General features: G+C 38.1%; 18 protein-coding genes. 7 read left to right on the top strand and 11 right to left on the bottom strand.

Annotated features, from left to right (window positions below):
* From LEP1GSC049_RS210270 to recG, 3 genes are read left to right on the top strand one after another with little or no spacing between them, the layout of a single operon-like run.
* Positions 1 to 678, top strand: coding sequence for a hypothetical protein (locus LEP1GSC049_RS210270; RefSeq protein WP_004751549.1), 678 nt, complete (start codon positions 1 to 3; stop codon positions 676 to 678).
* Positions 675 to 1,094, top strand: a complete 420-nt coding sequence (locus tag LEP1GSC049_RS210275) for a hypothetical protein (RefSeq protein ID WP_004751465.1) — start codon at positions 675 to 677, stop codon at positions 1,092 to 1,094. The genes LEP1GSC049_RS210270 and LEP1GSC049_RS210275 overlap by 4 nt, the downstream gene beginning before the upstream one ends.
* Positions 1,075 to 3,258 carry an ATP-dependent DNA helicase RecG gene (gene recG / locus LEP1GSC049_RS210280; protein WP_004762837.1) on the top strand — a complete coding sequence of 728 codons (2,184 nt, stop codon included), beginning with the start codon at positions 1,075 to 1,077 and terminating at the stop codon, positions 3,256 to 3,258. Before LEP1GSC049_RS210275 ends, recG begins: the two co-directional genes overlap by 20 nt.
* Here recG and LEP1GSC049_RS2000000228870 read toward each other — a convergent pair.
* Complete coding sequence (locus LEP1GSC049_RS2000000228870; RefSeq protein ID WP_016561024.1) at positions 3,250 to 3,432, bottom strand: hypothetical protein; 183 nt, start codon at positions 3,430 to 3,432, stop codon at positions 3,250 to 3,252. The two genes, recG and LEP1GSC049_RS2000000228870, sit on opposite strands and share 9 nt — an antisense overlap.
* Before the next feature lie 287 nt (positions 3,433 to 3,719).
* Positions 3,720 to 4,067, bottom strand: coding sequence for a TIGR04452 family lipoprotein (locus LEP1GSC049_RS210290; protein WP_004751395.1), 348 nt, complete (start codon positions 4,065 to 4,067; stop codon positions 3,720 to 3,722).
* A 264-nt stretch (positions 4,068 to 4,331) separates the two neighbouring features.
* Between LEP1GSC049_RS210290 and LEP1GSC049_RS210295 the strand changes: the two genes are divergently transcribed.
* A complete protein-coding gene (locus LEP1GSC049_RS210295; RefSeq protein WP_004751405.1) occupies positions 4,332 to 5,063 on the top strand; it encodes a M15 family metallopeptidase in 732 nt (243 codons plus the stop codon).
* 54 nt (positions 5,064 to 5,117) lie between these two features.
* On the opposite strand, the gene galE is transcribed toward LEP1GSC049_RS210295, so the two are convergent.
* Together galE and lpxA are read right to left on the bottom strand one after the other, a co-directional pair.
* The gene (gene galE / locus LEP1GSC049_RS210300) at positions 5,118 to 6,080 is read right to left on the bottom strand and encodes a UDP-glucose 4-epimerase GalE (protein WP_016561072.1); all 963 of its coding nucleotides are present in this window, start codon (positions 6,078 to 6,080) and stop codon (positions 5,118 to 5,120) included.
* Positions 6,081 to 6,085: 5 nt separating this feature from the next.
* Positions 6,086 to 6,865, bottom strand: coding sequence for an acyl-ACP--UDP-N-acetylglucosamine O-acyltransferase (gene lpxA / locus LEP1GSC049_RS210305; protein WP_004751623.1), 780 nt, complete (start codon positions 6,863 to 6,865; stop codon positions 6,086 to 6,088).
* 144 nt (positions 6,866 to 7,009) lie between these two features.
* Between lpxA and LEP1GSC049_RS210310 the strand changes: the two genes are divergently transcribed.
* Positions 7,010 to 7,360: an Hpt domain-containing protein gene (locus LEP1GSC049_RS210310; protein WP_004751522.1), complete on the top strand. Its 351-nt coding sequence runs from the start codon at positions 7,010 to 7,012 to the stop codon at positions 7,358 to 7,360.
* Positions 7,361 to 7,560: 200 nt separating this feature from the next.
* Here LEP1GSC049_RS210310 and LEP1GSC049_RS2000000228550 read toward each other — a convergent pair whose 3' ends face one another.
* The 5 genes from LEP1GSC049_RS2000000228550 to zapE form a co-directional block, all read right to left on the bottom strand.
* Positions 7,561 to 7,953 (bottom strand): hypothetical protein, encoded by a 393-nt coding sequence (locus tag LEP1GSC049_RS2000000228550; RefSeq protein WP_004768749.1) that lies wholly within the window; start codon positions 7,951 to 7,953, stop codon positions 7,561 to 7,563.
* A gap of 309 nt (positions 7,954 to 8,262) precedes the next feature.
* A complete protein-coding gene (locus LEP1GSC049_RS210315) occupies positions 8,263 to 9,405 on the bottom strand; it encodes an N-acetylneuraminate synthase family protein (RefSeq protein WP_004751480.1) in 1,143 nt (380 codons plus the stop codon).
* 71 nt (positions 9,406 to 9,476) lie between these two features.
* Positions 9,477 to 10,274, bottom strand: coding sequence for a 3-methyl-2-oxobutanoate hydroxymethyltransferase (panB, locus tag LEP1GSC049_RS210320; protein WP_004751529.1), 798 nt, complete (start codon positions 10,272 to 10,274; stop codon positions 9,477 to 9,479).
* Positions 10,258 to 10,707 carry a 2-amino-4-hydroxy-6-hydroxymethyldihydropteridine diphosphokinase gene (gene folK / locus LEP1GSC049_RS210325; protein ID WP_004751449.1) on the bottom strand — a complete coding sequence of 150 codons (450 nt, stop codon included), beginning with the start codon at positions 10,705 to 10,707 and terminating at the stop codon, positions 10,258 to 10,260. The genes panB and folK overlap by 17 nt, the downstream gene beginning before the upstream one ends.
* Positions 10,704 to 11,561, bottom strand: coding sequence for an AFG1/ZapE family ATPase (gene zapE / locus LEP1GSC049_RS0207045; protein WP_016748377.1), 858 nt, complete (start codon positions 11,559 to 11,561; stop codon positions 10,704 to 10,706). Before zapE ends, folK begins: the two co-directional genes overlap by 4 nt.
* 526 nt (positions 11,562 to 12,087) lie before the next feature.
* On the opposite strand from zapE, the gene fcpA reads away from it, so the two are divergent.
* Positions 12,088 to 12,999 carry a flagellar coiling protein FcpA gene (fcpA, locus tag LEP1GSC049_RS210330; RefSeq protein ID WP_000867010.1) on the top strand — a complete coding sequence of 304 codons (912 nt, stop codon included), beginning with the start codon at positions 12,088 to 12,090 and terminating at the stop codon, positions 12,997 to 12,999.
* A gap of 695 nt (positions 13,000 to 13,694) precedes the next feature.
* Entirely contained in the window at positions 13,695 to 14,093 is a 399-nt protein-coding gene (locus LEP1GSC049_RS210335) for a hypothetical protein (protein WP_016561061.1), read from the top strand.
* A gap of 709 nt (positions 14,094 to 14,802) precedes the next feature.
* Here the strand turns inward: LEP1GSC049_RS210335 and gmd are convergent.
* Positions 14,803 to 15,825: a GDP-mannose 4,6-dehydratase gene (gene gmd, locus LEP1GSC049_RS210340; protein WP_004762820.1), complete on the bottom strand. Its 1,023-nt coding sequence runs from the start codon at positions 15,823 to 15,825 to the stop codon at positions 14,803 to 14,805.
* Between the two features lie 43 nt (positions 15,826 to 15,868).
* Positions 15,869 to 17,242, bottom strand: coding sequence for an MATE family efflux transporter (locus tag LEP1GSC049_RS210345; RefSeq protein ID WP_016561074.1), 1,374 nt, complete (start codon positions 17,240 to 17,242; stop codon positions 15,869 to 15,871).
* Positions 17,243 to 17,415 lie beyond the last annotated feature (173 nt).

The raw sequence follows: 17,415 nt of genomic DNA, 5'->3' as shown, positions 1-17,415 counted from the left end.
ATGACGATCTCAGGTTTCAAAAACAATCCCACCATCCAAAAGTTCACAGGATTAAAAAGATATTTCCGATCCCACGAAACGACAATTTCCAGAGAAAGAATCGAAGACTTTAAAAAATTCTCCAAATTAATCAACTTTGGAGGAGACGTGATCGCATTTGACATTTTAGGTTCGCTTAACTTCGGTCAGGCGACTGCGGAATCGGATACGGATATTGTAATGTATACTCAATGTGAAAATTCTAAAATGGGCGAATGTGGCATGGAAGATTGTTATAAGATCTCCTTATTTAAACATTTGTTTATGAATCTTGTGACCTACGAACACAACACCGAAGCGTATAAATTAGAAATTGTAGACTGTATCAATCTAAACCAACTGGAAGAAGATATTTTAAACGGGAATTCCGATTCGGAAATGGTAATTCGATTTTGTTTTTATCGATCGATTTGCAGAGGTGTAAACCGCAAGTTGTTGAGAAAATACGAACAACAGATCGCCTCCAATATTCCTTTAAGTAAATCTTTAGAAGAATCGATCGAACATTGTTTCGATGGAATCGTTCAAACTTCACAACATACGTATTCATTTCATAAATATTCCCACAGATTGCAGGACAAAGGAATCGGACTTCCCTCTACCATGGCCGCAAAAATCAAGGACTACTTAAAACAATGACTGGTTTTTTAACCGTGATGTTATGTTTAGGAGTGGCAGCGATTTTTTTTCATCTTCTTTATTCGGTCGATACCAGAAGAATAGATAAATCCGAAAAAAAAAGAGACTTAGAAAATGGAGTGTCAAAAGATTACGGAGATCCTAAAAAAGTTTATGGTAAAAATTGGGATTCCAATCTTCCCAAACCTAGAATTTGTCCGGTTTGCGGAAAATACTTGCAAAAAACGGAATATTTATACGCCATCATTTCGGAACCTCCTTCTCCCGGTATCAAAAGACACGCTAGAATTTACGGTTGTAGATATTGTTATCTCGGATTAGAAGAAGAGACGGAAAATCGAAATTTTACATCTTCTCAAATTCCCGACCCGGAATGGACTCCAACGCCAATCAACGATGAAGAACTCGGTCTCTAAAACTGAAAATACGACGACCCAAAACAACGGACTTCTTTTGCCTGTGACGGTGATCAAAGGAGTCGGTCGTTCCAAGGCGGCTGCTCTTGCGTCTATAGGAATCGATACCTTACAAGATCTTCTCAACTTTTTTCCGAGAAGATACTTAGATAGAAACCTAACCGACAACGTACTTTTGAAAACCGGTGAAGCCGTAACTTTAATCGTAGAGGTTATAGACGCATACCTTGCACACGGTAAAAAGTCCAGACTCGTAGTTGGTACTAAGACCAGAAACAACGAAAGAATTTCGATCGTGTTTTTTCGCGGTGTTAATTTTTTTCAAAAAATATTTCAACCAGGAACCACGTTAGTTGCCACAGGAAAGCTGGAATACTTTCGAGGTTTTCAACTGATTCATCCGGACTATGAAATTTTAACGAGTGCGATCAAAACTACTTATCCTATAAGTTCGACCGGTTCCAAAAAGAAAAACCAGGAACAAGAACCGGAAGAAGAACTTTCAGAACTTCCTGAAATGATCCACGCAGGTAGAATCATTCCTTTATATCCTTCGAGTGAAGTCCTCAAGTCGGAAGGTTTAGATTCCAGAGGTTTTCGTAAAATTCTTTATTCCGCGTTGGAAAAATTAAAGGGTAAAATTCCGGAAATCCTTCCAAACGAAATTGTGAAACGAAGAGGTTTGATTTTAAGAGAAGATTCATATAGAGAGATACACTTTCCGACAGATGAAACTTCTTTGGACACCGCAAAGTATAGATTGAAATACGAAGAATTATTTTATTTTAATCTTCTAATAGAACATAAAAAGAAAGAGCGCGAAAAAATCAAGCGGGTCCTCTGGCCTTTACCGGAATCAGAAACCGCAAACTTAGTCCGTAAAAACCTTCCGTTTCAACTTACAGAAGATCAAAACTCAGCGCTTCAAAAGATTAAGGAACTTACGAGCAAAGAACAACCGATCGCCGTTCTTTTACAAGGTGACGTAGGTTCCGGAAAAACGTTAGTCGCTCTTTTGACTGCTTTACGTTATATAGACAACCAAATTCAAGTGTGTATGGTTGCTCCGACGGAAATTCTTGCAAGACAACACTACCAGACCATTCTTTCCTTTTTAGGTAACATGCCTTTTTTAGGAATCGAACTTTTAGTTGGCAAAGAACCTAAAAAAAACAGATACGAAAAACTCTATAGAATCAAAAAAGGGGACACATTATTTGTCATTGGAACACACAGTGTTTTTCAAGAAGACGTTCACTTTTCCGAGTTGGGTCTTGTGATCATAGACGAACAACATAAGTTCGGAGTAGATCAAAGAGAAACTCTCCGCTCTAAAGGAAAAAACCCGGACATTCTAGCCATGACGGCGACCCCAATTCCTAGGACTCTTTGTTTAACTCTTTACGGAGACTTGGATCTTTTGACGATCAAATCCAAACCCAAAGGTAGAATGCCAATTCAAACAAAATGGTTTCAGGAAGACCGTAGGGAAGGAATTTATAAATCCATTCGTAAATATGTTTCCTCCGGCAGACAATGTTATATCGTTTATCCATTGGTGGAAGAATCGGAAAAAGTAGATCTTAAGTCTTGCATCGAAGCTTATGAACATTTGAAACACGAAACTTTTCCTGACTTCGAAGTAGGACTCGTTCACGGTAAAATGGAAGTAGAGGAAAAAGATCGTGTTATGCGAGAATTTTCCAAAAATAGAATTCAGATTTTAGTTTCTACGACTGTAATCGAAGTCGGAATTGATGTACCAAACTCGACGGTTATGGTAATTGAACACGCGGATCGTTTTGGTATTTCCCAACTACATCAGTTGAGAGGACGTGTAGGTAGAGGAGATCAAGAAAGTTTTTGTATCTTGATGACAGATTCCAAAGTTACCGAAGACGCCAAGGTCAGACTGGAAGCGATGGTAAATTTTTCCGACGGATTTGCGTTATCCGAAATCGATCTTCAACTTAGAGGTCCGGGTGAGTTGATGGGAGTTCGTCAAAGTGGTCTTCCGGATTTTAAAATTGCGGACTTAAGAAAAGATTCCAATCTGATAGAACTGACTCGAGAAGACGCGACTTTATTTGGAAATCCGGGTGACTTGGAAAAGGAAGAAATTCGAGGTAGATTCAGCGAAGGAAGATTGTTGTTTTCAAATTAGATAAATTGTATATTCTCCGGTTAAGAGAACCTTTATAAAACTCCAAAAAAACAATCTTCTTTCTGCATCAAATCGCCGTTTTGCGACCTCTAATTCAAAATCATTGTCACATTCGATTTTAATACCATTCAGAACTACATAATAAAGCGCCAATCCAATAAGTTTACATTTCAATAACATAAATTCAGCGAAAGAAAACCGGGGCGAATCCGGCGTTACCGGACCGCGCTTTCAGCTTCAGTCAATAAATTGCATGAAAAAAACGTAATACAATATTTTATCTTGAATTACAATTTATTTACTACGCTTCAATCGCTTTCGCATTGGATTCTATCAAACTTACATGAAACGACACTTTGTGATAAACATTTAGGTATTTAATTCCACCTCATCAAGCTATAAGAATCTATCCAGGGTTAGCCGACAGATTCTTATATTGTTTAACCTACAAAATATAACCGTCAATAAAAGTATTTAAAAACGTATTCTCTCGGTTCCAGATTACAGGTAAAACCCCCGATATTGATCGTAACCAAGTTGATAATCATGGCAAAGTTCGCACAATCATCTACGTCGGCTTTGTTATAATAACGATCTTCTTCCACCTTTGCAAGTTCGGGAGCTAACAACGCAAGAATCGCAGTGTCGTCCGGAGATATAGCTGCTCCGATCAGAGCACTTGTAAGAATCTGGTCTTTTGCCTCTTTCCCTGAAACGGCATCTGGAATGGAAAAACCTGCCGTATCAAAAAGAAAACAATTCGTTAATAACAGAAAAAAAATCAGAGAAGCGATAAATGTTTTTTTCATTCGAAAATTCTCCCTTATGTGTTATCAATCCGCATCTAAACTGAAAAGTTATAATCCGAATAACGGAACTTCACCAAACATACCACATTCAGAAATATTTCAACCATTATTACCTAAGCTCTATTCCATTTCTAAACAGATGATCCTAATATTCAAGGATCCATAAAGACCCATTCAATCGGTATCGAATTCCAAAATTTTGCGAATGACTTCCATTAAAAACCCATTGCAAGAGACTTTCAATTTCACATTCTGACGATAGATATGAAAAATTTATTGTATTTAGTTTTAATTTTCTTATTCCAAAACTCGATTTTTTCTCAAACGCCCGAAGCTTATGTGTTAGGTGACTTCAAACAAGAATCAATATTCACTTCCTATTCCAATCCGGGAGAAACTAAAACTCATTATCTTAGAAAAGAAGTTTTGGAAAAACTTTTGGAATTGTTTCAAACCTATCAAAGAGAAAATCCAAACGAAAAACAAAAACCGTTTATCGTATCCGCATTCCGCTCTTTTAAAGATCAAAAGGGAATTTGGGAAGAAAAGTATTCCGGAAAAAGAAAAATGAGAGAATCCGTAAAAGGAAAAACCCCTCAAGAAATCATCTCTTTGATCTTAGAGTTTTCAAGCGCTCCGGGAACCTCAAGACATCACTGGGGAACGGATGTGGATCTAAATGCATTAGAAAATTCTTATTTTGAAAAAGGAGGTAAGGGGGAAAAATTTTACAACTGGATGTCTAAAAATGCAAAACGTTTCGGGTTCTGCCAACCTTATACACCTAAACTTTCAAGAGGAAACAAAGGTTACAAAGAAGAAAAATGGCACTGGTCTTACGCGCCGATTTCAAACAAATTGCAAGAAGACTGGGTCCGGCTGTTTCAAGAAGGAAAAATTCAATTCAAAGGAAAGTTTTCAGGAGGAGAGTTTTTACAAAACCTTCCTTTGGAATACGTGACTTCGATCAATCCGGAATGTAAATCGATTCGCTGATTCAGAAAAGAACTTCATCCAAAGAGAAACATTTTAGACAAAACTCTTAGGACATTAAGCCGGATTTTGATATACGTCCCACATCGTTTTAAGAAGTGTTTTGGCTTCGCTGTATTCTGGAGCCCATTGTAATAGACGTTGAGCCATTGCAGAAGAAGCCAAAAGTTTTGCGGGATCTCCCGCCCTTCTCCCTGAAATTTTATGAGGAATCGATCTTCCGACCACCTCTTCTGCAAGACGAACCACTTCTAAAACAGAATACCCTTTTTCAGAACCTAAATTGACCGTGAGAGATTTTTTTTCGGAATCTAAATATTCCAAACTCAAAACGTGCGCATTTGCCAAGTCGGTTACATGAATATAATCACGTATACAACTTCCGTCCGGAGTTTCATAATCCGTGCCGAATACTTCAAAATCTTTTCTCATTCCTACTGCGGCTTCCATAATAATAGGAAGAAGATTTGCAGGAGTTCTTTCTAATCCTCTAACTCTTCCTTTCGGATCATAACCGGCAGCATTAAAATAACGTAATGCAGCAAATCTAAATCCTTTGAGAGTCTCGTACCATTTTAAGTTTTGTTCGATCGCAAGTTTTGTATAACCGTAATAATTTTCCGGATGAACTGAATGTTTTTCATCGATAGGAAGATATTCCGGAGAACCATAAACCGCCGCAGAAGAGGAAAAGATAAACTTATTCGTTCCGGCTTTTTCCATATAGGCAAGAAGTTTGAGAGTTCCGTTGATATTATTCAAAGCGTATTTAGAAGGATCAGTCATAGATTCGCCTGCGGCCTTCCACGCAGCAAAATGAAAAACCGCGTCGATAGGTTTTGAAAACGCTTGTTCTAACACAAAATCGTCTTGGATATTTCCCTCAATCAATTGTGGTCCAGAAAAAAGATTCGATTTGTTTCCTTTTTCGAGATTATCTACGATTATAAGTTCGTGTTTTTTTTCAAGAAGAAGGGCAACTACATGACTTCCTATATAACCGGCCCCTCCTGTAATCAATAACCTCACCTGTGATTCGTCACTCCCCGATCGCTATCTCTAAAGAATTTTATAATATACTTAACTTGTTCGATCAAGTTTCCAGAAGCTTCCAACTCGTCCAAAGCTTTTCTTGTCGAAATTCCGGAATGATAGATAACTTTATAAGCGTGTTTGATCGCGTTTCTTACATCCGGAGAAAAACCGGCCCGTTTCATTCCTACACTATTTAGTCCGACGACAGTACTTGGATTTCCATCGACGGTGGAATAAGGAGGAACGTCTTGAACGACCTTGGCAAGTCCTGCAACCATCGCATAATCTCCAACAAAACAAAACTGATGTACTGCCACCAAACCGGAAATAAACGAAAAATTACCCAGAGTCACGTGACCGGCCAACACACATCCATGAGTAAGAATATTATTATTTCCAAGAATACAATCGTGGCCTACGTGAGAATTTCCCATGAAGTAGTTTTTATTTCCGATCACAGTTGGAGAATCTTCTTTTGTTCCCTTATGAATGTTAGAATATTCTCGAAAAATGTTATGATCACCGATAACCGTTTTAGTTAAAAGCTGTTGGTTAAATCCCAAATCCTGAGGCATCACTCCGATCACTGCACCTTGGTGAAAACGATTGAATTTTCCAATTTCAGAACCAGCACAAATCTTTACATGACTTTCAATTATAGTACCTTCTTGAATCGAAACATTTCCTTCGATAATGGAATAAGGACCGACCTCTACGGACTCGTGTAATTCCGCCTTTGGATCGATAATAGCAGTCGGATGTATTTTCATTTAAACCTCACAGGCTCTAAAATACAAAAATTGACTCTGCTTTTTTATTCAAGCTTTTAAAGATGTCTTGAATAAGAGTAATATTCACTAGAAAATAGCTTTTTTTAACGCGAAAAAAGGAAAAACTTAGATGAGGTCGCAAAGATGCTCGTGGACTGGAATAGACTAGATTCTTTGAAGCAAGGAGACGATGAAGAAGAAGCCGCTTGGCTCAGGGAAATGGTCGAATCCCTTCTTACGAACATGGAAGTTCGAGTTAATAATATCGTTCATTTTACAAAAGAAAAAAAAGACGCTGAACTTCAAGCAGAACTTCATCAAACCAAAGGTGTTTCGGCTAACTTCGGCTTAGAAGACTTAAGAACTTTAGTCGCAGAAGCGGAACGTTTTCTCAAAGCAGGAGATCAAGATCAGTCTTATAATTTGAGTCTAAAAATGCCGTCGATTTGGCAACAAACTAAAGAAGAACTCAAAAAGAAATTTGGAATCGTATAACTTTGATTTTGCGAATATATAAATCTACTAAATTTGAATCTTCAACTTCGTTTTGAATCAAGGAATTAATCAATACAAGGGTTGGAAAAAAGTAATGAATCTATTTTCGAGGGTCGACTGAAATCGATTCTTTTTAAAAAACTTCATTTACACAGGATTGCTGATACTGTCGTTTTCAAAAATTATATTCTTTATACAAATCAATCTATAAAAATCGTTTCTTCTTTAATAAGCATGGACGGAGCAAACCGATCATATTGAAGATCGTAAATAACATTTATACTTTTTACGTTCGAAGGAAAATCTTCGATCACAAACTTACCATCTTCCTGTGTAATTTTTACGTTTTCATAACCTTTAATGATCGGAACAATTTGTTGTCCTACTTCGTCCTCGTATTCGATTCTAATTTGCGCAAAATGATTTGAAGTATGATCGTGACCATATTCGAAAACGAGCGTATTTCCATGTCGAGAAGCGTGAAAATACGCTTTTGGAGTTTGTAAATTACAAATTACCAAATGATAACTCACTCTACTTACTACGCCCGCCAATAAAATCCAAAGAATCGTACGAATCACCGTTAAAAACATAAATTTTTTCCAACTTTGTAGGAACTCTAACAAAACCTAAATATCATCAAAGCGGACGTAGTTCCGACCGCTGTTTCCCTCGCGCGTGAGTGGGCCGAAAGGCGCGAAGCGTTCTCGAAGAGAACGAGCGGGAATCCGCGAGCCTGAAGGCACGCGACTCGAAGCCCAGTCTAAAAAGAATATTCCAGTTTCTGAATATTCTGGCGAGAGGCACGCCCAAAATAAAAAAGCGATCTCAAACTTTCAAGACCGCTTTTTCAAGTCAAAGTCGACGAAAAATAGAAATCGTTACTCGCGCGAAACTACAGTTTACTTTCCCGACTTCCGCTTCACAAAATAAGAATCTGCCTCATCTGTAATCGGACGAATCGTTTCCTCGTATTTCAAAATCGATTGAACCGCCTTTTCGTAAATACTCATGAGAAGAGCCTGAGCCGCATCACACATCTGTTCTTTTCTGAATTCTTCTACGTGAAGAGTTTCCGTAATGGAACCATCCGGATTAAACGGAAGAGAAGCAAGAAGATTGGAAATCACGATCTTATCATCTCCCGCAACGTGAGAAGGATCATAGATTACAGGCAAAATCGTCTGATTCTTTACGTGAGTGATCACATTCAAATCGGGTGTGTTTCTACAATAACCTTCCTTGATAAAAAGAGTCTTAACTCCCCTTTCACAAAGTATAATATTCAAATTTCCTTGATTAGCAATGTATTCAGCAGCAGAAAACCATTCTACCGCCTCATTTCCAAAACCTCGTTTCAGAATTACAGGTTTTCCGGTTCTTCCCACGGCTTCTAAAAGTTCAAAGTCTTGAGCGTTTCTAGTTCCGATCTGAATCATATCCGCGTGTTTAGCGACTTCTTCCGCCATTGTATGATCCATCACTTCGGTCACATAAGGCAATCCGGTTTCCGCCTTGACCTTATCCATCATCTCGATTCCTTCCCAACCGAGCCCTCTCCAATCGGTCGGACGAGTACGAGGTTTGAAAGCTCCCCCTCGAAAGATGATTCTATCTAAAATGTTGTATTTTTTTCCGAGTTCAACCGCTTGTTTTGCAATTGTTAGAGTTTGTTCATAGGTTTGCGGAGAGTCCGGTCCCACGATAAAGATATGTTTTCCGGTTCCAAATTTACGGACTAATCCGTCTGGGCCTTTGACTTCCACAATTCGAGTGGCTCTATGAACCACTTCTCCATTTTTTCCTGCCGCAGTTTTTGCGATGTTTTTATAAGGAATGGACACGTTCCAGATTTTAATCACTCCGGGAAGTTCTTTGACATAACCTTCTTTTTCGGAAATTTTACGCGTATCTCCTATAAAATGGATCGTGTCAGATACCGCAGCACCACGGATAATCTCAGTTTGATTCCCGCACTCTTTTGCCAAATCTTTAATTTTGTTCTCCGCATCCGGATGACCCTTTTCCAACTCAACTATGTCCACACTTCACTCCAACGGGATCATCTCCCTTAAGTTTACAACCTTTTATGATTTCGATTATCGTCAAGAATTCGTCAGAAACTATGATCTTTCCCTGGAAACTCTCCAGATTTTACTTCTTTATCATAATCTGCGATCGCTTCCTTTACGATAGAATGCAGATTGGAAAATTTCTTTAAAAACTTAGGTTGAAAGTTTATATCCAATCCAAGTAAATCGTTTAAAACCAAAACCTGTCCGTCACAATCCGAACCGGCTCCGATCCCGATTGTAGGAACACCTACTTCTTGACTTACTTTTTTTCCTAGTTCGGCGGGAATCATTTCCAGAACCATCGAGAAAACACCAGACTCAAAAAGAGAAATCGATTCTCTGAGTAGTTTAGAACTCGATTCTTCTCCTTTGCCTTGAACCCGATGACCGCCAAACACATGTACACTCTGAGGAGTCAACCCTACATGCCCCATCACAGGAACTCCAATTTGTTTGAGAATAGAAACCAACTCGCAGATAAATTCGGAACCACCTTCTATTTTAACTGCGTCACAATCCGTTTCCTTCATCATCTTTCCGGCAGAACAAATCCCTTCTTCGATAGAAGTCTGATAACTTAAAAAAGGTAAATCGGCGATCAGAAACTTGTCGGGCGCGCCTCGACGGACGGCTTTCGTATGATAAATCATTTCTTCTAAAGTGACCGGGAGAGTACTCGTATTTCCTTGAAAAACCATTCCCAGCGAATCTCCAACAAGGATAGAATCGATTTCAGTTTCGTTTAAAATTCTAGCAAAGCTGAAATCATAACATGTCACTACGGAAATTTTTTCTTTTCCTTTCTTTTCGGGAGAAAAAATCTTATGTATGTTTTTCATATTTGCCTCTCGCAAAATGTTCATATAATGACTGTTCACCGATCGATTCTAAAATCTCTCTGATAAAAGGACGAGTCAAAAGGGAATGATGAGGAAGAGTTAATGCTTGAGTATTTATCTCAACTCCTTCATAAGAAAGAATATCTATGTCGATTTCCCTTGGTCCTTTGTCTATCTTACGAAGACGACCCATTTCTTTTTCAATTCTAAGAGCCACTTCCAACAGTTCTTCCGGATTCAGACTAGTTTCAATTTTTATAATTTGATTTAGGAATTCAGGTTGATCTGTAACTTCCAAAGGAGCCGTGTTCAACGGTGGTGATTCTTTGAGAATTTCGATACCGATCGTGTTCTTTAATTTACGAACTGCAATTTTTAAAAACTCGGTGCGGTTTCCAAGATTGGATCCTAAGGAAAGGAAGGCTTGTTTCATTTTCTTCCTCCCGATTCGGAAAGTTTCAAACGATAATCGGAGCATTCCAGATGAATTTCCTGCGTCATCTCCTTAAGTCTGGAATAAATCCTTCCTTCCGCTTTGTCTTTCCATTCGGCAGGTGAAGTGTTCGAAGTAAGAATGGTGAGTTTTTCCTGTTCGTATCTTGCGTCGATCAGATCGTACAATTTGGAATTGGACCAATCGGATTCTTTTTGAACCCCAAAATCGTCTAACACCAATACTTCGACTTCCGCAAATAAAGTTTCGATCGTCTTTTCCATTCCGTGAGTTTCGGAATCTTTTTGATAAGTTTCGCGTAAAGTGTTTAGAAAATCCCTGTTGATCTTCGCATACTTGCAATTTGTTTTATACCTAAAAATCAATTCGTTTAATATAATACACGCAAGTAGTGTTTTTCCTGTTCCAGGTCCGCCCCAGAGATACAATCCTTGGGAATGAATATTAGAATCCGACCATCTATGAACCAACTCGTTCGCCCAATCGTGAGCGATCGTAAACGAGATTCCTACATCGGTTCCATGATCCGCTTGATCTAAGGTTCTATATCTATACTTAGGTGGAATTCCAGATTTTCTGAATATACTTTCGAGATGACCAAGCTCCATTCTAGCGTTATGGCAAACACAAGGCACCATCTTACTAAGTGTGTGGTCATAAATTCTCCATGGAGGTTTACCATTACACGGACAATTTTCAGAAATGCAGTGGCAAATGGAAAGTACACCAGAACTAGTTCCGACAACATTCTCCGTTAGGAAAAACCCAACCCCGCCACAGTGTGAACAATCGGGAGAACCTTCTTGAATAGGTGTGTATTTTTTGAGAATCATATCGGTAATTTCAGTTTTTCATCAAGATTTGTCGAGCAACCGCAGAAACGAGACCTTTAGTTTCTCTAACGTTCATAGAAATGAAACATTTTAGTTCTAAAAAAAATGTGGGAACTCATACAATCTTAAATTGAACAACGCAAAGAAACATAATCTCCATACATTTTTGTTAGAACTTTTTTCAATTCTAATCTTAATTTCTTTTTAGATTTTGGGACAAGCTCAAAAAGAAGCTAGGAAAACCTTTTCTGAAAACAGAATCTGCTGGAAAAATCAAAGGAAGGATAGAAAATAGCGAAAGTTTTGAACTTGAAGGAACAAAAGTTCGGATGAATGAATCACTGAATTGAAATTCTATTTTTTTCGTTAAAAAAACAAAATATGTCCCTTGTTTAAAATAAAGTGGAAAAAAAATTTGTTCTTAGTTTATATCCGGGGACTAAAGTCCGATAGATATACAGGAGAGAAGGCACAGGATGTATCTTTTCCCTAATACCATTGAAAGAGAAGTAAAGGTGTGAGCATTATGAAGGTGATGAAAAGCATATTCATTCTTCTGGCCGTGCTGGGACTCAACCTGTCTGTTTTAGCTCAGCAAAACAATCAGGGCGGTAATCAGCAAGCCAACGAATCTGTAGAAAAAATTGATGAGCTGTTAAAAGGCGAGTTGGTTCCCGAAGACGATGACAAAAACCTCACGGAAGAGCAGAAACGTCGTAAAAAAGCAATTCAGGAACAAGAAGCTCTGTGGAAAAACCCTGATTTTAAGGGCTATGATAAAAATTTCCAAGAACTCCACCAACTCTCCAAAGCATTCGCGAACAACAAATTTAGGTTGGCATTATCTAATTACCAATCGGGCGTTAACACGATTCTTAAAATGAGAGAAGCCATAGAACAGTACCGCAAAGAAGAAGCTGAAAAAAAGCGTCTCGATGAGAAGTGGTACTGGCAAAAAGTAGATCGTAAGGCGAGAGAAGACCGTGTCGTTTCTAGAGACAAACTAGTTGCTAAACAACAGGCTTTAAATTATTTCACCAAGGCGATCAATCATTTGGATGAAATCAAAAACCCAGACTTGAGAGAAAGACCGGAGTTCAAAAGACTTCTTTCTGATACTTATAGATCTTGGATCCTTACTGAATATGATTTACAAAATCTTCCTCAGTGTATCCCCATTCTCGAACTCTATATCGAGATCGATGAAAACGAAAAGGAATATCCTGCTCATAAGTATCTAGCAAGTTGTTACGCTTTCGAGGAGAACATGATCAAAAAGAACGGCGGGGCATCCGAAGATCAGATGTTCAAATACCGTTATAAGAAAAACGTTCACCTTTTGAGAGCTACTGAATTGAAGTATGGAAAAGATTCTCCTGAATACAAACACATCGTTAATCTTGTTAACAAGGACGAAGTGATTTCGGTTAGACCTTAATCCTCTCTTTCAAACAAAATGGAAATTGAAAACCCCTCCGGAAAATCGGTGGGGTTTTTTATTTTTACGGATCAAGGACCCTTCTTTGCTCGAAGAATACTTGAGTTTGTAAGTTTTACTGTGAAAGTCCAGATTCGTGGTAGTTCCCACATTTTAAAGTTCTACCGTAAAATCGTGGTTTGCGGTAGTTCCCACAGATTAGGTCACATTAGAAATTTTTAAATAGTTATTTTTCGTGATTGGAACTTGTATGAGTTCCCACATTTTAAAGTTCTACCGTAAAATCGTGGTTTGCGGTAGTTCCCACAGATTAAGTCACATTAGAAATTTTTAAATAGTTATTTTTCGTGATTGGGACTTGTATGAGTTCCCACATTTCAGGAATCGATTGCAAAGATTAGATCCCAAGTTTTTTCAGAAAAATGAATCGCGATCAAATTCACGTTAATATAATAAAAATGGTACCGCAAATTAACGGACAATTTTACCAAAACATAGAAGTTTTCAAAAGATTACACCCAACCCGGAATTGTTGACTTTTTTGTGATATATCCCACATACGATTCTTTTATTTTTGCGGAAAGATTAATTTTTATAAAACACTACTCTCTACGCTGAACTCAAGTCATTTTAAATTTTAATTATAGACGAAAGTTAAGGTATGAATTATTTTTCCTTCTCAAAAGAGGTGTTTTATGCTCCTACCTGAAAAAATTTTAGTTATTGCCGGTGTTTTGAATTTAGCCTACGGAAGTTTTTTAGGGTTTCCTTATGCACTCGCAAGAAAAAAAGCTGAGTTCGCTTCTCGTTATTTGCAAGCCGGACATATAGGATCTCTTATGCAAGGTTCGATGTTACTTGCTCTGGTAATCGCTTTTAGATACGCAAATCTTTCCGAAACTTTGGCTTTAATCGGTGCTTCCCTTTTTGCAACTTCCTCCGTTTTTTTGGCCCTCAAAGATACGATCAATTGGCTCCAAGGTATCAAAGATGAATTCCAGGAAAATCCAATTTTAGGTAAGTTGTTAGGTTCGATCGGAGTAATCACTAATCTAATAGGAATTTCTGTGATCGTCTACGGAATTTTTGTTTAAAAGTAATCAATAATTTTATTATTTATAATTATATAATATAGAAACGAACATCTTTATCACAAAAGCATTCTGGAGCACAAAACATTAGATACTCTTTATATAGCCATCACCAATACCATAAAATTGAGTGTCCATCAACATTTAGACAAAGAATCGACTAACGTTATCTTGTTTAACGTGGGTTCGACCTAACACGAAAACGATTGACTCGTAGGAGAATTCAGCAGAACACTTCCGAATGCCGATCCTTAGAAAGGCATTCGCTGAGTTTTTCGGTTCGCTCTGAAAACTCAATGCATCGCGGGTCGCTCTGCAGGTCGCGTTTGAACTCAGCAAACACTTTCCTCAAACTCAGTGTCTCGCTTCTACCGGCGCTCGATAGATTGTGTGTTCTATAATAAATTGTAATTAAAGACAAAATATAGAATTACATTTCTTTCATGCAATTTATAGTCTTCAGTGTTCTTAAACTTTCGTGGGAGTTCCTAAAATCTGAAGCTTTAGGATAGATTCTTAATAGAGTTGTTGAAAGATTCCATTACTGATAACTATATAATAAAGTACCTAATATTTTACATAGAATCAGCGTTTTATGATAGAATTAACGGTACTCAATTTTATAGAGATCATTAATTGAAAATCGATCCAGAAAAACCCATACACGTATAATTATACATAACATTTTTATATTCTAATATAGAAATGTTTTTTAAATCTTGATTCCAACCGACTCGCAGTCCGCCTTGGTCATAATCTTGACCAGTTCTTCAAATTTTACTTTCGGTTCCCAACCCAATTTCTTTTTTGCTTTTGCGGGATCTCCGATCAAAATATCCACTTCCGTTGGGCGATAAAACTTTGGATTCACTTCTACGAGCAACTGCCCAGATTTTGCATCAAATCCCTTTTCGGAATCTCCTTTTCCTTCCCAGCGCACTTGAATTCCTATAAATCCAAATGACTTTTCCACAAACTCCCTTACCGTATGTGTTTCGTTAGTCGCCACTACATAATCATCCGCTTCCGGTTGTTGTAACATCATCCACATCATTTCTACATAGTCGGGCGCGTATCCCCAGTCTCTTTTTGCGTCCATGTTTCCGAGCTGAATGGGGCCACCTTTTTTAGCGACTAGATTAGCAACTCCAAGAGTAATCTTTCTTGTCACAAACCCTTCTCCACGTCTAGGCGATTCGTGGTTGAAAAGGATTCCATTAGAAGCATGAATCCCAAATGCCTCTCTATAATTTACTACAGCCCAATAAGCATATAACTTTGCCACCGCGTACGGTGATCTAGGATAAAACGGAGTTGTTTCCGTTTGTGGAATTGCTTGCACTTTTCCGTAAAGTTCAGACGTAGAAGCCTGATAAAATCGACTCTTCACTCCGATCTGTTTGATTGCATCTAAAATTCGAAGCGTTCCTACCGCGTCCGCTTCAGCAGTATATTCCGGAACCTCAAAAGAGACTCCTACGTGTGATTGAGCCGCGAGATTGTAAATTTCGTCCGGAGAAACCTTTTCCAAAATTCGGTTTAAATTGCTCGAATCGGTTAAATCTCCATAATGTAGAACAAGATTGGAATTCCCACGTAGATGTTCGATTCTCGCTCGGTTGAACATACTAGATCTTCTAACAATTCCATGAACTTGATAACCTTTCTGAAGTAAAAATTCAGTTAAATAGGATCCGTCTTGTCCTGTAATCCCTGTTATGAGAGCTTTTTTCATCTTCAGACCAGAAAAACCCTAAAACCCGATCTGGCAAGAAAGTTTAAACTGGATTTTGAATCCAATCCCTTCTTCTAAATCGAACTACGAACACACTAGCTAATACTAAAACCCAAGCTACGATTCCGGACCACAATCCAGTCGATCCCATTCCTAAATAAACTCCCATAAAGTAAGCAGAAGGTAAAAACACTAAATAAGACGCGGCCGTATATGCACGAAATACAAAGTCTTGAAGTCCCGCACCACGAAGAGCACAAGCGATCACCATATGATAAGCGTCCACAATTTGAATCATTCCTAATATTAACAAAGGAGAATACGCTTCTTCAATCAGTTCCTGATCCTTCGTATAAAAGGACAACATGTCTTTTCCCCAAAAAATAAAAACAAGTCCCATACTTCCCATAACACAAGCGGCAAAAAAAGCGGATCGAAATGCTCCGTGATAAGCAAGTTTTGGTTTTCCCGCTCCCAAAGCTTGTCCAAGTATAGTCGTCGCAGCAATTCCAAATGCGTATCCGGGTAAAAAGGAAAGACTCAAAGTACTAAAAAGCATATTGGTTACGGCTAACGCGGTTGTTCCCACGATTGTAGCAAACTCCGTAAAGATCATAAAGGAAATGTTATTTAGAAGTTCTGCAAGTGCAGGCGCCGTACTCGCCTTTAAGATTTCCCGAAAATGATTCCAACTAAACGCCCAAGATATATGAGAAAAATACTTTCCTAAACCTTTTAAATAAAAGTAAAAAGGGAACGCAAATAATCCCGCCCCTCCCGCCAAAGAAGAAGCAATAGCTGCTCCTTTAACTCCCATAGGTTCAAAACCTAAGTTCCCGTAGATCAACATCCAATTTAAAAATATATTCGTAAAACATGTTATAATCATGGATGCAAGACCTGCAGTAGTGATCCCCAATCCATCGGTAAAGGCTCTTGTAGTAAATAGTAAAAAGAAAAAAATAGTCCCTAAAAAACGGAAGTATAAATATTCGCTGGAAAGTTTTCTTACGATTTCGTCCTTATTAAGAAGGTTCATCAACCATTCGCTGATCATGGCCCCTCCGATCGATAAAATGCTTCCAAATACGATCACAAGATACAAAGCAGTGATTCCAATCTTTCCGATTTCAGAATCGTTTTTTTCTCCAAATCTCCTGGCTACGATTACTTGTATTCCCATCGAAAATCCCATCAGAAACGCAAGTACAGTAAAATGTGCAATTCCTCCGATTCCAATTGAAGCAATAGAATGTTTCCCAAGTCTTCCTACCATCATTGTATCGGTCACCCAAACCACCGTTTGGCTGAGCATCCCGAACACAACTGGCACCGCGAGTTTTAAGATCATGGAATTTAAAAGACTCGGACGTATGTTTCTATAAAAAGTATGAACTAAATGATGTAAAGTTCTCACGGTTCTTCCAAGATTTTAGTAAGAAGCAGAAAAACTATTCATTTTCAAAAAAACTTTCTTCTTTGTTTGGGATTTTAATTTTTTGCGGGGAATTCTAAATCTTGTTTTAATATTAAAAATGAATTTAAGAATAGAGTTGTTGAAAATTTTATATCTAACATTAGGAAAACGGC

This window comes from Leptospira kirschneri serovar Cynopteri str. 3522 CT (assembly GCF_000243695.2).
Classification (GTDB): Bacteria; Spirochaetota; Leptospiria; order Leptospirales; family Leptospiraceae; genus Leptospira; species Leptospira kirschneri.
The sequence above is the reverse complement of the archived record's forward strand: the minus strand, read 5'-3'. Positions and strand labels throughout refer to the sequence as shown.